Origin of the sequence: Nonomuraea sp. NPDC050310, assembly GCF_040655795.1 — a bacterium.
Lineage (GTDB): Bacteria > Actinomycetota > Actinomycetes > Streptosporangiales > Streptosporangiaceae > Nonomuraea.
On record NZ_JBFAKP010000001.1, the window covers coordinates 282,625 to 295,572 of the forward strand.

Here is a 12,948-nt window from a genome sequence, read left to right on the forward strand (position 1 = left end):
CGCGGTGCGCCGGCTCGGCTGGGCGGCAGGTGCGCTGGTGCTCGCCGCGGCGACGGGCTGCCTGCCCGGCGGGTACGGCATGCGCGCCGTACCGGAAGAAGCGGCGGTGCTGCCCGCGCGGGTCGCCGGGACGGGCGGCTGGCCGGTGCCGTACGGGGGAGAGCTGGGGCGGGCGGAGCCGAACCGGGTGCTGATCCCGCGGCTGAAGGTGGACGCGCCGCTCGTTGTGCTCGGGATGGCCGAGGACGGGACGCTGGCCGTGCCGCCGCTGGAGCACGCGAACGTGGCGGGCTGGTTCGGCGGCGGGCCGACGCCGGGGGAGAAGGGCTCGGCGGTCCTGGCCGGGCACCTGGACACGCGCACCGGACCGGCGGTCTTCGCCCGGCTGGGCGAGCTGGTCAGGGGCGACGTGGTCGGCGTGGTGCGCGGGGACGGTACGGTGACAGTGTTCGCGGTCGAGCGGCTGGAGCGGGCGCCGAAGACGGACTTCCCGGCCGATCGGGTCTACGGGCCCTCCGAGCGGCGCGAGCTGCGGCTGGTGACCTGTGGCGGCGCGTTCGACCAGGCCAGGCACTCCTACCGCGACAACGTGATCGTCCACACGGTGTTCAGGGCGGCGTATCTCGCCAGGGACTTCCGCCAAGTGAAGTGAACAACCCGCAGCGTGGGGTAGCCTTAGACATGGTTGTGTCGGGACACCTGGCGCGCGTTTCGCGTTTTTCACCAGAGTGTCGTACACTCCTTAGTCGGCTCACTATGACCATTGTGCGCAAGTGACTGTGGCACGTCACCGCTCTCTGAACGAAGCGCATGGTCGCGGCTGCTAGTGATCCGATGCCTCAGACGACCGATCAGTGAAACGCGAGGGATTTTGGCCAAGAAAGACGGCGCCATCGAGATCGAGGGCACTGTTATCGAGTCGCTCCCGAACGCCATGTTCCGGGTGCAGCTCGACAACGGCCATAAGGTCCTGGCCCACATCAGCGGACGGATGCGGATGCACTACATCCGGATTCTGCCCGACGACAGGGTTGTCGTGGAGCTGAGCCCCTACGACCTCAGTCGTGGGCGGATCGTCTACCGGTACAAGTAAGTCTGAGGATACGAAGGACTATGAAGGTCAAGCCGAGCGTCAAGAAGATCTGCGACAAGTGCAAGGTGATCCGCCGGCACGGTCGCGTCATGGTGATCTGCGACAACCTGCGCCACAAGCAGCGTCAGGGCTAAGTCGCTTTCCAAGGCTTCTTCGGAGTCCGCTCTTCGTAGCGGGCTCTACGCATGAGGAAGCCTGACTGTTGTCACGCGTCACACCACTTCGGTGGACACCCCCGGTCGGAGGCCGGGGCCCTCACCCCGGGCATGGGGAGGGGAGTGAGGCGTAGGACCTCCGCCGAAACGAAGGAGAATGCCCGACCATGGCTCGCCTGGTTGGCGTCGACCTCCCCCGCGAAAAGCGGCTGGAGATCGCTCTCACCTACATTTACGGCATCGGCCGTACCCGCGCCCTGGAGATCCTCCAGGCCACCGGCATCAGCGGCGACCTCCGGGTCCACCAGCTGAGCGACACCGAGCTCGTCCCGATGCGTGACTACATCGAGGCGAACTTCAAGATCGAGGGTGACCTGCGCCGAGAGGTTCAGGCCGACATCCGTCGCAAGATCGAAATCGGTTGTTACCAGGGCATCCGGCACCGGAAGGGTCTTCCCGTCCACGGCCAGCGCACCCAGACCAACGCGCGTACCCGTAAGGGCAAGAAGAAGACCGTCGCCGGCAAGAAGAAGCCCGGTAAGAAGTAGTCCACGCAGCCGCGGGACCGACAACCTCAGGAGTGAAGGCAAAGAATGCCTCCTAAGAGCCGTCAGGGCGCACCGAAGAAGGTGCGTCGCAAGGAAAAGAAGAACGTCGCTCACGGGCACGCCCACATCAAGAGCACGTTCAACAACACGATCGTTTCGATCACCGACCCGAACGGGAACGTGATCTCCTGGGCCTCGGCCGGCCACGTGGGTTTCAAGGGCTCTCGTAAGTCCACCCCGTTCGCCGCGCAGATGGCTGCCGAGAACGCCGCCCGCCGCGCCATGGAGCACGGCATGCGCAAGGTCGACGTGTTCGTCAAGGGTCCCGGCTCCGGCCGTGAGACCGCGATCCGTTCGCTGCAGGCGACCGGCCTCGAGGTTGGCTCCATCCAGGACGTCACCCCCGTGCCGCACAACGGCTGCCGCCCGCCCAAGCGCCGCCGCGTCTGACCCAGGAGAAATTGAGAAATGGCTCGTTACACGGGTGCGGACTGCAAGCTCTGCCGCCGGGAGAAGACCAAGCTCTTCCTCAAGGGCAAGAAGTGCGAATCCGCCAAGTGCCCCATCGAGATCCGTCCTTACCCCCCGGGTGAGCACGGTCGCGGTCGTCCGAAGGAGTCTGAGTACCAGCTCCAGCTTCGTGAGAAGCAGAAGACCCGCCGCATCTACGGCATCCTCGAGAAGCAGTTCCGCAACTACTACGAGGAAGCCAACAAGAAGGGCGGCAAGACCGGCGAGAACCTTCTCCAGATCCTGGAGAGCCGTCTCGACAACGTGGTCTTCCGCGCCGGCTTCGCCGAGTCCCGCGACGCCGCTCGCCAGCAGGTCCGTCACGGCCACATCCTGGTGAACGGCAAGAAGGTCGACATCCCGTCGTACCGCGTTCGCGAGCACGACATCGTCGAGGTTCGTGAGAAGTCGCGCAACCTGCTGCCCTACGAGGTCGCCCGCGCGACCGCCGGCGACCGCGGCATCCCCGCGTGGCTCGGCGTCGTGCCGGACAAGATGCGCATCCTGGTGCACCAGCTGCCGGTCCGTCAGCAGATCGACACGCAGGTCCAGGAGCAGCTGATCGTCGAGCTCTACTCCAAGTAGCAGCTCGCTCTGAATGGGGTACGGCATGCCGTACCCCATTTAGGCTGTCTATCGGAGTGGCGTCATATAGCGGGCGTCACCTGACCAAGGGGAGAACCCAACCATGCTGATCGCTCAGCGCCCGACTCTTCTCGAGGAGTCGATCGACGAGTTCCGCTCCCGGTTCGTGATCGAGCCGCTGGAGCCGGGCTTCGGCTACACCATCGGCAACTCGCTGCGGCGCACGCTGCTGTCGTCCATTCCGGGCGCGGCCGTGACCTCCATCCGCATCGAGGGCGTGCTGCACGAGTTCTCGACCGTTCCGGGCGTCAAGGAAGATGTCACCGACATCATCCTCAACCTGAAGGAACTGGTCGTCTCCTCCGAGCACGACGAGCCGGTCGTGATGTACCTGCGCAAGCAGGGCCCGGGCGAGGTCACCGCCGCCGACATCGCGCCTCCGGCCGGTGTCGAGGTGCACAACCCCGACCTCAAGATCGCCACGCTGAACGGCAAGGCGAAGCTGGAGATGGAGCTGACCGTCGAGCGCGGTCGCGGCTACGTCTCCGCCGCCCAGAACAAGCAGCCCGGCCAGGAGATCGGCCGCATCCCGATCGACTCGATCTACTCCCCGGTGCTCAAGGTCACCTACAAGGTCGAGGCCACCCGAGTCGAGCAGCGCACCGACTTCGACCGCCTCATCCTGGACGTCGAGACCAAGCCGGCCATGAAGCCCCGCGACGCGGTGGCCTCCGCCGGTAAGACCCTCGTCGAGCTGTTCGGTCTCGCCCGCGAGCTGAACGTCGAGGCCGAGGGCATCGACATCGGCCCGTCGCCGACGGACGCGGCCCTGGCCGCCGACCTGGCGCTGCCGATCGAGGAGCTGAACCTCACGGTTCGTTCCTACAACTGCCTCAAGCGCGAGGGCATCCACACCGTGGGTGAGCTCGTCGCCCGCAGCGAGCAGGACCTGCTGGACATCCGCAACTTCGGTGCGAAGTCCATCGAAGAGGTCAAGCAGAAGCTGCACGAGATGACTCTGGCCCTCAAGGACTCCCCGCCCGGGTTCGACCCGAGCGCGGTGGCCGGCGGCGGCTACGACGACGACGACTCCGCTTACGTGGAGACGGAGCAGTACTGATCACCAATGGGAGCTCCGTCCGGAGCTCCCAGCCCGACCTGAGTACCTAAAACGGCTCAGGCGGGTTCACTCTCAAGGAGAACGAAATGCCCAGGCCCACCAAGGGTGCTCGTCTCGGCGGCAGCCCGGCGCACGAGCGGCTCATCCTGGCGAACCTCGCCACCGAGCTCTTCAAGCACGGGAAGATCCGCACCACCGAGGCCAAGGCCAAGCGCCTTCGCCCGCTGGCCGAGAAGCTGATCACCAAGGCCCGCAAGGGCGACATGCACAACCGTCGCCAGGTGCTGACCGTGGTCAAGGACAAGGGCGTCGTCCACCACCTCTTCACCGCGATCGCCGAGCAGATGGCGGAGCGTCCCGGTGGCTACACCCGCATCACGAAGATCGGTCCGCGTAAGGGCGACAACGCCCCGATGGCGGTCATCGAGCTCGTGAGCGAGGCGCTCAACCCGGTTCGCGTTTCCAAGGCCGCTCCGGCTGCCGCGGCTCCGGCCGCCGCCGAGACCGAGACCGAGGAGACCACCGAGGCCCCCGCGGCCGAGGAGGCCAAGGCTGAGGACACCGCTTCGGCTTCGGCCGAGGAGTCGGCTCCGGCTTCGGCCGAGGAGTCCGCTGAGGACAAGGCTGAGGACAAGAAGGACCAGGCCTGATCCGTCAGGCTCGGTGACACTGGCCCGGTGCCCCCTTCGTGGGGTGCCGGGCTTTTGTTCGCTCTTGAGAGGAATCACGTGGTACGGCTCCGCCTCGATCTGGCCTACGACGGCACCGACTTCTCCGGCTGGGCCCGGCAGCCCGGCCGGCGCACCGTGCAGGGGGTGCTGGAGGAAGGGCTAGGGCGCATCCTGCGGCTCGGCGACGGGGTCGACCTGACCGTGGCCGGCCGTACTGACGCGGGGGTGCACGCGCGGGGGCAGGTGGCGCACGTCGACGTGGAGGTCGAGGCGCTGGAGGCCGTGGTGGGCAACCGGGCGGCGAGCTTCCCGCCCGGCATCGATGAGCGGCTCGCTGCGCTCGTCCGGCGGCTGGGTGGGGTCCTTGACCCGGATGTACGGGTTTACTCGGTCAGCGTGGCTCCTGAGGGCTTTGACGCCCGGTTCTCGGCGATGTCGCGGCGGTACGCCTACCGGGTTTGCGACGCGCCCGGCGGGGTGGACCCGCTGCGGCGGCGTGAGGTGCTCTGGTACACCCGGCCGCTCGACGTCGGGCGGCTCAACGCCGCCGCGGAGCGGTTGCTGGGGGAGCACGACTTCGCCGCCTTCTGCAAGCGGCGGGAGGGCGCCACGACCATCCGGGAGCTGCAGCGGCTCGACTGGGTGCGGGGCGAGGACGGCGTGCTCGTGGCGACCGTGGTGGCGGACGCGTTCTGCCACTCGATGGTGCGGGCGCTCGTCGGGTCGCTGCTGGCGGTGGGCGAGGGGCGGATGCCGGTGGACTGGCCCGGCGAGGTGCTCACGCGTGCCGTACGGGACTCGGGGGTGCATGTCGCGCCCGCACACGGGCTGTGCCTGGAGCACGTGGCCTACCCGCCGGACGAGGAGCTCGCCCGGCGGGCCGCGATGACCCGCCGGGTGCGCACGCTCTAGCTTCCCCGCGTTTCCGCCTTCTAGGAGCCGAGTGACTTCTAGGAGCCGGTGACGCGGCGCTCCAGGACCAGCGCGGTGTGGTCGCGGAAGGCGCCGCTCACCGTGCTCAGGCCCTTCTCCTCCGGCTTCGGCGTGTGCCCGTCGGCGTAGGTGGCGTAGCTGAACACGATGTAGCGACCCCACACCATGCCCGCCGCGTACCCGCCCGCGATGTGCACGCGCTCGCCCCCCGACCCCGACGGGCCGGGCAGTGCCCGGAACCACAGGTTGCGGCCCAGATCCTTGGCCTGGTCGGCCTGGAGCGCGGCGTCCTTGGTCGGGAGTACGGCGAGGCCGGTCGTGACCGCGTACCGCCGTTTCGCGTCCACGTACGTCGCGCGCAACACGCGGGTGCACTGCTGGTCGCGCAACGCGTCGGCGAACGGGCCGGAGGCCGCCTTCGAGCAGTCCTGGGACAGCTCGGTCTTCACCCGGGTGTAGACCGTCTTGCCGACCTTGATCTTCTTGGCCGGGAAGGCCTCGCTCAGGGCCATCGCGCGGGGGTCGGTGTCCTCGGAGTTGAGGACCGTCGTGCCCTCCGGCTCTGACGTGGCGGACGGCGTCGGGGTGGACGAGACGGCCAGCGTCGGGGTCGGCTGGGCGACGACCGCGCCGGAGGCCTCGTTCGGGGTGTTCATCGAGCGGTACACGAAGAACCCGCCCGTTGCCACGCCCACCACGATCAGCACCCCGAGCCCGGCGAACAGCAACCGCTTCGTCTTGCCCGGCGGTGTGGGCGGTGGGGGCGCCCACTGCGGCGTGGCGAACCCCTGCTCGGTCGGGGGCTCCGGTGGGGGGAAGCCGTGGGGTGGCGTGGAGACGTTGTCCTGCTTCGGCCCCCACACGTCGGAACTGAACGGGAGATCGGGCAGCCGCTGCGGCTCCTCGGTGGGGGGCGGTTGCAGCGGGGGCCACACCGGCACGTCACTCGGCTCAGCCGGCCGTACCACCTGCGCGGTTACGGACGGGTCCTGGGCCTTGGCGGCATTCTCTTCCCGGTGGGCGGCCGCGTCGGCTTCGGCGTCACCCTCTCCTCGGGGGTGGGTGTCACCGTCCCCGTCTTCGTGGTCGTCCTCGCCTGGGCGTGCGGCGTCTCCGCCAAGGGAGCCGCCGCCTCCGGGCGTCAGGCCCACGCCGCGAGCGACCTCGTCGCCAACGCTGGCCCCCTCGACCGCCTCAGCGGCCGACTCTGCTGCGCCGTGGTCCGCCCAGCGGCCGGTGGGCGACTGCTCGCCGTCCTCGTGGCTGGGGTTGGCCGGGGGCAGGGCGAGGCGCCCCGGCTGGGTGACGTTCGGATCCAACTCGTCCGCGTGGGGGGCGGACCAGGTGGATTCGGCGGATCCGGTGGGGTCGGTGGGGTCGGTGGTCCAGGGGGATTCGGCGGACCCGGCGGGGTCACCGGACCACGTGGAGTCGCCGGAGCTGGTGGGGTGGGCCGACCTGGTCGCGTCGGCGGATCCGGTGGGGTCGGACGGGTGCTCTTGGAAGCCCTCGTTACCGCCCGCGTGCTCGGTGCTGGCCGCGCGGGCCGCCTCCGTCACCGACTCACCGGTCGCCGCCGGCCAGGGTGGCATGGCCGGACTGTCCGACACCGGTGCCGGCCACACCCGCAGCCCTGCCGCCGCGGCGGTGAAGCCGGTCGGGGGCTGCCAGCCGGCCTGTGCGTCCACCGGGTCGGCGAACCAGTCGTACGGCGGCGCGTCGGCCCCGGCGACCTCCCATGGGTAGGCCGGCGCCTCGCCCTCGCCCTGGGGTTCCCCGAAGGCGGGGTTGTGGGCGGGGAACTGGGGACGGAGGTCGCGGGTCTCGTGAGCTTCGAGGGTGTCGCCTGGGCCGTGGTCGGCCCACTCACTCACGGGATGGTGAGCGGTCTGCTCGGCCCCGGAGTGGGTGGGCTGCCCGGGGTCGGGGTGCCGCGAGGACTGCTCGTCCTCGGGGCCGTGGGCGGCTTGCTCGCCGCCGGCGTGGTGCACGGGCTGGTCGCCGCCATGGCGGAAGGACCGGTCGCCCTCGGGGCGATGGCCAGGCTGGTCATCGCTGGAGGGGGGTGCGGTCGGGTCGCCGTGGGGTGTGGACGGGCCACCGTGGTGCGCCGGCCAGTTGCCGTCGTCCTGGGGGACCGGCGGTCGGCCCCTGAGGTCCCGCGTCTCGTACGCGGCCTCCGGGTCGCCACCCATGTCGTCGCCACCCGGCTCCGACTGGAAGTCCCGCCGGTCCGGTGAGGACGGGGCGGAGGACTGGTTGGCCAGGGCGGCCAGCACGTCCGGACGGAAGTTGCGGGTCTCCTCCGGGGAGACCGCCTCGTCCTGTCCGGACGGCGGCTCGTCCAGCAGGTCGCCGCCATGCCCGGCCGGTGGGCGGAAGTCGCTCAACGGGCGCGGGTCCACCGGCGGCGTGAAGTCGTGCGCGGCGTGGGGGCTAGTCGGCTGAGCGAAGTCGTTCAGCGGCTGCGGGTCGGCGGGTGGCCTGAAGTCGTGCAGCGGGCGCGCGCCTTGCGGGGGCGGCGGGAAGGGACGGGGACCGGCCGGCCAGTGGGGCACCTCGCCGAAGTCGCCTGCCACGGGAGGGGCGGGGTGCTCCGCTCCTGGGGGTGGCGGGGGGGATCCGGCGCCAGGGGGTGGGAACTCGTCCCCGGACGGGGATGAGAAGCCTTCGCCTGTCGCCGACGGGAACCCGTCACGCGGAGGGGGCGGGAAGCCGCTCCCAGATGGGGGCGGGAAACCCTCACTGGGAGGTGGGGGGAAGCCGTCCCCGGCGGGTGGCGTGCCCCAGGCAGCCGCAGGGGGCGGGACCGGGAAGTCGGGGCCAGGGGGTGGGGGCGGGAAGCCGTCCGTGGAGGGCGGCGGTGGGTAGCCGGCCTCCGGGTGTGGCGGGTGGGGGGCGCCTGCGGCCGGGGGTGCCGGGAAGTCGCCGCCTGGTGGGACGGGGAAGTCGCGTGGGGGGAGGACCGGCTCCGACACGGGTGGGTAGCCCTGGCCGTTGATCGGCTCGCCGTACGCCTGCTGCTGTCCGGGGCCGGGGTGGCCGGGGAACGGGGGCTGCTGGTCGGCGGGGGGGAAGCCTTGGCCCGCACGAGGGAAGCCGTGGTCGGGTGGGTGGACTGGCGGCGGGAAGCCGTGGTCGGGCACGACTGGGCCGCCGGAGTGGGCGTCGGTGACCGAGGGGTGGTCGGACAGGACGTCGTCCGGCTGGGGGAGGCCCGGGGGCGGGCCCTGGTAGATGGGGATCGGCGGGCGCTGGTCTGCCGCGCCGAACGGGGGAGCCCAGGCGGGCTCACCTCCGGGCGCGGCGAACGCGGTGGGCGGCTCTGCAGGCGGGTAGCCGGGCTCTGCGCCCGTTCCAGAAAAACCTGGGGTGGGCTCTGCGGCCGAGTAGCCGGAGGACGGCTCCGGCCCTGCGCCGGGGAACCCGTGATGGGGCTCTGCCCCAGCGCCGGGGAACCCGTGATCGGGCTCTGCCCCAGTGCCGGGGAGCCCGTGACTGGGCTCTGCCCCAGTGCCAGAGAGCCCGTGACTGGGCTCGGCTCCCCCGTGGAGCGAGGCCGGAAAGGGCTCTTCGCCTGAGGTGGGGGAGCTTGGTGGGGGGTCGGTGACGGGGAAGGGGGGTGGGGGGTCGGTCCCGGGGGTGGAGAAGCCGGGAGACGGCTCGGACCGGGGCGGGAGTTGGCCGAAGCTCGGCGGTGGCGTCGCCGGTGCGGCCGAGCCGTCGGTCACGTCACGCTCGTGCTCAGACCCAGATTCCTGGCCACGCATAAACGGGAGCCTAGCGAGAGTCAGAAGATCGTCATGCCGGTATGACTGTTCCCGGTGGAATCAGTCGTCCCGTTCATGCCGGTTTCTGGGGAAAAAGTGGTCGGGTCGGCCGGGGCAAGTGGGCGGGTCAGCCGGGGTAGCCGGTGAGCGAACGGGACTGCATCGCCTTGAAAACGGTGGCGTTGGTGATGTCGGTGGCCGCCTGGAAGAGCTGGGCGGTGCCCTTCTTGTCCGGCTTGCTGCCGTCCTTGAACTGGAACCAGACGAGCACGGCGTAGTGGCCGTGGACCCAGACCTTGGCGCCGGCCTCGCCGGAACCGAGGAACTTGGTGACCTCGTCCTTGCCGGGCAGCGGCTTGATGTAGTCCTCGCGCGCGCCCTTGCCGCTGGTGGCGGCGACGACCTTCTCGGAGGCCTTGGTGTTGAGCAGGTTGGCCACGCCGACGGTGCCGATGACCTTGCCCTTGGCGTCACGGAAGCTGGCCCGGATGATCATGTTGCACTTGCCGGACTTGAGGGCCTTCTCCAGCTTCTTGCCCTCGACGGCCTCGGCGCACTTGGTGTCCTTGCGCGAGGTGGTCATGGAGTAGGTGCGGCCCTCGTGGGTGATCTTCTTGGCCGGGAAGAGCTCCTTGACGGTGAGCGCCTTGGGGTCGGTCTCACGGGCCTCGGCGAAGGCGAAGGTGCCGCCGGGAGCGGTCGGCAGCGGGGCGGAGCTGGGGCGGGTTTCCGAAGCGGCCGGGGTGGGGGCGTCGGCGTTGAACATGATGACCAGCACGGTGGCGAGCAGGCCCAGGACGCCTACGCCGCCGATGATGAACCAGAACGGGCCACGGGTGCGGGGGCCCTCGTCGTAGGGGCTCCACATCTGCCGCTGGGACTGCTTCTGCTGCTGCCCTTCCTGCGGCGGGGACTGTGGCTGCGACGGCTGCATCGGGTGCATCGGCTGCATGGGGTGCGGCTGCTGCGGCTGTGGCTGTCCCGGCTCTGAGCTGGATTCACGTTTCTTGGGAAAACCCATGCGGAGAGATTAGCCGGTCGGGGGGGTCGGCAGGCTTCCCTCGTGGGCTGAAGGGCGGGGATCTTCGGGGCCCCTGGCGGGGACGGAGGTCCTGCGGGGGCCGGAAGGGGCGGTCGGAAGGGGTGGTCGGTAGGTCAGGGGGATCTGCGGGGCCCGATCGGAGGGGTCGGAACCTCCCGGCTGGCCCGGCCGGGGAGAAGCCGGAGGGGCTGAGAACCTTCCGGCTGGCTCGGCGGGAGACGCCGGAGGGCCTGGGATCCTCCCGGCTGGCTTAGCTGGGGAGGCCGGCGGGGCGGGGTTACTTGTAGCCGAAGTCCTGGGTCCACCAGGGGCCGCCGGCGCCTAAGGCGACGCCGACGCCGATGGCGGCGATCTCGCAGTTGAGGATGTGCTTGCGGTGGTCGGCGCTGGCCATCCAGCCGCGCATGGCCTCCTCGGCGCTGGTGTAGCCCTGGCCGATGTTCTCGGCGGCGCCGGCGTCGTAGCCGGCGCGGCCCATGCGGTCCCAGGGGGAGGTGCCGTCGGGGGAGGCGTGCGAGAACTGCCCGGAACGACCCATCTCCAGGGAGTGCTCCTGGGCCGAGCGGGTGAGGCGGCGGTCGATGCGGAGGGGCGCGCAGCCGCGGCGCTCGCGGGCGTTGTTGGTGAGCCTCACGACCTGGGCGGCCAGGGGCGCTGAGAGCTCCAGGTCGGCGGCGCCGTACATGCCGGCGGGGTGGTCGGTCTCGTAGGCGCCGGGGAACTGGTTGGGGTCCTGGGTGGGGACCGGGGAGGTGGGGCGCGCGGCGGCGGAGGCGGTGCCGAGGGGCTGTTCCCGGGCGATCTTCTCGACCGCCTGGGCGGGCGGGCGGGGGCTCGGGGAGGTGGTGGCCTTGCCGGCGGCGGCGGGCGGGGCGGTGTTGTTGAGGTAGATCTGCGGGGCGTCCTCGCCGGCCCGGGTGGTGAGCCGGCCGATCAGCACGCCGACGAACAGGACCGTCAGCAGGCAGAGCAACGGGCCCAGGAAGCTTCGGCGCCTGGCGCGCGTCCTGGTCAGCCGGGTGTGAGGAGGCTGCCACATACCGCAGTCAACGATAGGGAAGGGGGAGGGTGGGAAAGAAGGGATTGCAGGGAACCGAAATCGAACCGTTCTGTCGGGCTGCGACGCCCCTCGCCCGGCCGCCCCGCAGGAGGCGGCCAAGGCGGGCGGCCGAGGGCGGTGAGAGGGCGGCCGGGAGGCGGCCAACGGGGCGGCCGAGGGCGGTCGAGGGGACGGTCGGGTGGCGGTCGAGAGGGGCGGCCGGGAGGGGATCCGGGTGGCGGGCGTCGCCGGTTCCGGTCCGTCCTTCGCGGGGTTTCGTCGGTTCGTTTTGACCTGGGTCAACTGCGGAGGTAACCTGGCTGACGTTGTGTGCATAGGTCCCGCGTGACCGATGCGCGGCGCGTCCGGCGTCATCTCCCATCATTCTCTCAGGGAGACGGAAGGTCCGGGCTGTCGTGCGCCCGCACCGACCGAACTCAAGCTGTCAGTTCCCGACAGCGCCGTAGACGCAAGCAAGATAAGGCTTACGACCGTGCGCACGTACTCAACTAAGCCCGCCGACGTCGAACGTCAGTGGTTCGTCATCGACGCGACCGACGTCATCCTCGGCCGGCTGGCCAGCCATGTCGCGGCCCTGCTCCGCGGCAAGCACAAGCCGATCTTCGCCCCGCACGTTGACACCGGTGACTTCGTCATCATCATCAACGCGGACAAGATCGCGCTGAGCGGCAACAAGCTCGAGCAGAAGAAGGCCTACCGTCACTCCGGCTACCCGGGCGGTCTGCGCTCGGTGACCTATGGCGAGCTCATGGCCAAGCGCCCCGACAAGGCGGTCGAGAAGGCCGTCAAGGGCATGCTGCCCAAGAACTCCCTCGGTCGCCAGATGGCCAAGAAGCTGAAGGTCTACGCCGGGTCCGAGCACCCGCACCAGGCCCAGAAGCCCGTGCCGTTCGAGATCACCCAGATCGCCCAGTAGAAGGATTTGAGGAATAACCGTGGCTGAGACCACCGGTATCGAGACGGCCGTCGAGGCCGCCGAAGTGGAGGACTTCTCCGGCGAGGAGTTCCCGTCCGAGTACACCACCGAGTCCAGTGCGCTGGCCGACGCCCCCGTGCGTCGCCCGGTGACGACCGGCAACTCGTACGGCACCGGCCGCCGCAAGGAGGCCATCGCCCGCGTGCGCATCGTTCCGGGCACCGGCAAGTGGACGATCAACGGTCGTTCGCTTGACGTGTACTTCCCGAACAAGGTGCACCAGCAGATCGTCAACGAGCCCTTCGTGGTGCTCGGCGCCGAAGGTGCGTTCGACGTCATCGCCCGCATCGACGGTGGCGGCGTGACCGGCCAGGCCGGTGCGCTCCGCATGGGCCTGTCCCGCGCGCTGGCGATCCTCGACGTCGAGAACAACCGCCCGCCGCTGAAGAAGGCCGGCTTCCTCACCCGTGACGCCCGCGCCACGGAGCGGAAGAAGTACGGCCTCAAGAAGGCCCGTAAGGCTCCGCAGTACAGCAAGCGCTAAA

14 protein-coding genes are annotated in these 12,948 nt (G+C 70.1%); 11 read left to right on the plus strand and 3 right to left on the minus strand.

What is annotated here, in order from left to right; genetic code table 11:
- The first annotated feature begins 4 nt into the window (after positions 1-4).
- From AB0I67_RS01495 to truA, 9 genes are all read left to right on the plus strand, one after another.
- The gene (locus tag AB0I67_RS01495) at positions 5-652 is read left to right on the plus strand and encodes a class F sortase (protein ID WP_357915821.1); all 648 of its coding nucleotides are present in this window, start codon (positions 5-7) and stop codon (positions 650-652) included.
- Positions 653-871: 219 nt separating this feature from the next.
- Positions 872-1,093, plus strand: coding sequence for a translation initiation factor IF-1 (infA, locus tag AB0I67_RS01500; protein WP_030508344.1), 222 nt, complete (start codon positions 872-874; stop codon positions 1,091-1,093).
- A gap of 20 nt (positions 1,094-1,113) precedes the next feature.
- Complete coding sequence (rpmJ, locus tag AB0I67_RS01505; RefSeq protein WP_003956441.1) at positions 1,114-1,227, plus strand: 50S ribosomal protein L36; 114 nt, start codon at positions 1,114-1,116, stop codon at positions 1,225-1,227.
- A 188-nt stretch (positions 1,228-1,415) separates the two neighbouring features.
- Positions 1,416-1,796, plus strand: a complete 381-nt coding sequence (rpsM, locus tag AB0I67_RS01510) for a 30S ribosomal protein S13 (protein WP_357915824.1) — start codon at positions 1,416-1,418, stop codon at positions 1,794-1,796.
- 45 nt (positions 1,797-1,841) lie between these two features.
- Complete coding sequence (gene rpsK, locus AB0I67_RS01515; RefSeq protein WP_020542285.1) at positions 1,842-2,246, plus strand: 30S ribosomal protein S11; 405 nt, start codon at positions 1,842-1,844, stop codon at positions 2,244-2,246.
- Positions 2,247-2,264: 18 nt separating this feature from the next.
- Complete coding sequence (gene rpsD, locus AB0I67_RS01520) at positions 2,265-2,891, plus strand: 30S ribosomal protein S4 (protein WP_357915827.1); 627 nt, start codon at positions 2,265-2,267, stop codon at positions 2,889-2,891.
- A 103-nt stretch (positions 2,892-2,994) separates the two neighbouring features.
- Positions 2,995-4,011, plus strand: coding sequence for a DNA-directed RNA polymerase subunit alpha (locus AB0I67_RS01525; protein WP_357915830.1), 1,017 nt, complete (start codon positions 2,995-2,997; stop codon positions 4,009-4,011).
- Between the two features lie 86 nt (positions 4,012-4,097).
- Complete coding sequence (gene rplQ, locus AB0I67_RS01530) at positions 4,098-4,661, plus strand: 50S ribosomal protein L17 (RefSeq protein WP_357915833.1); 564 nt, start codon at positions 4,098-4,100, stop codon at positions 4,659-4,661.
- 78 nt (positions 4,662-4,739) lie between these two features.
- On the plus strand, positions 4,740-5,594 hold the full coding sequence (truA, locus tag AB0I67_RS01535) for a tRNA pseudouridine(38-40) synthase TruA (RefSeq protein ID WP_357915836.1): 855 nt from the start codon (positions 4,740-4,742) through the stop codon (positions 5,592-5,594).
- A 38-nt stretch (positions 5,595-5,632) separates the two neighbouring features.
- Here truA and AB0I67_RS01540 read toward each other — a convergent pair whose 3' ends face one another.
- The 3 genes from AB0I67_RS01540 to AB0I67_RS01550 form a co-directional block, all read right to left on the minus strand.
- Positions 5,633-8,194 (minus strand): hypothetical protein, encoded by a 2,562-nt coding sequence (locus AB0I67_RS01540; RefSeq protein WP_357915839.1) that lies wholly within the window; start codon positions 8,192-8,194, stop codon positions 5,633-5,635.
- 1,318 nt (positions 8,195-9,512) lie between these two features.
- Positions 9,513-10,328 (minus strand): hypothetical protein, encoded by an 816-nt coding sequence (locus AB0I67_RS01545; RefSeq protein ID WP_357915842.1) that lies wholly within the window; start codon positions 10,326-10,328, stop codon positions 9,513-9,515.
- 376 nt (positions 10,329-10,704) lie between these two features.
- Complete coding sequence (locus tag AB0I67_RS01550) at positions 10,705-11,466, minus strand: CAP domain-containing protein (protein WP_357915845.1); 762 nt, start codon at positions 11,464-11,466, stop codon at positions 10,705-10,707.
- 493 nt (positions 11,467-11,959) lie between these two features.
- Here AB0I67_RS01550 and rplM point away from each other — a divergent pair, with 493 nt between their 5' ends.
- Together rplM and rpsI are read left to right on the plus strand one after the other, a co-directional pair.
- Positions 11,960-12,403, plus strand: a complete 444-nt coding sequence (gene rplM / locus AB0I67_RS01555; protein WP_357915848.1) for a 50S ribosomal protein L13 — start codon at positions 11,960-11,962, stop codon at positions 12,401-12,403.
- Between the two features lie 19 nt (positions 12,404-12,422).
- Positions 12,423-12,947 (plus strand): 30S ribosomal protein S9, encoded by a 525-nt coding sequence (gene rpsI, locus AB0I67_RS01560; protein WP_357915851.1) that lies wholly within the window; start codon positions 12,423-12,425, stop codon positions 12,945-12,947.
- The last annotated feature ends 1 nt before the right edge of the window (position 12,948 follow it).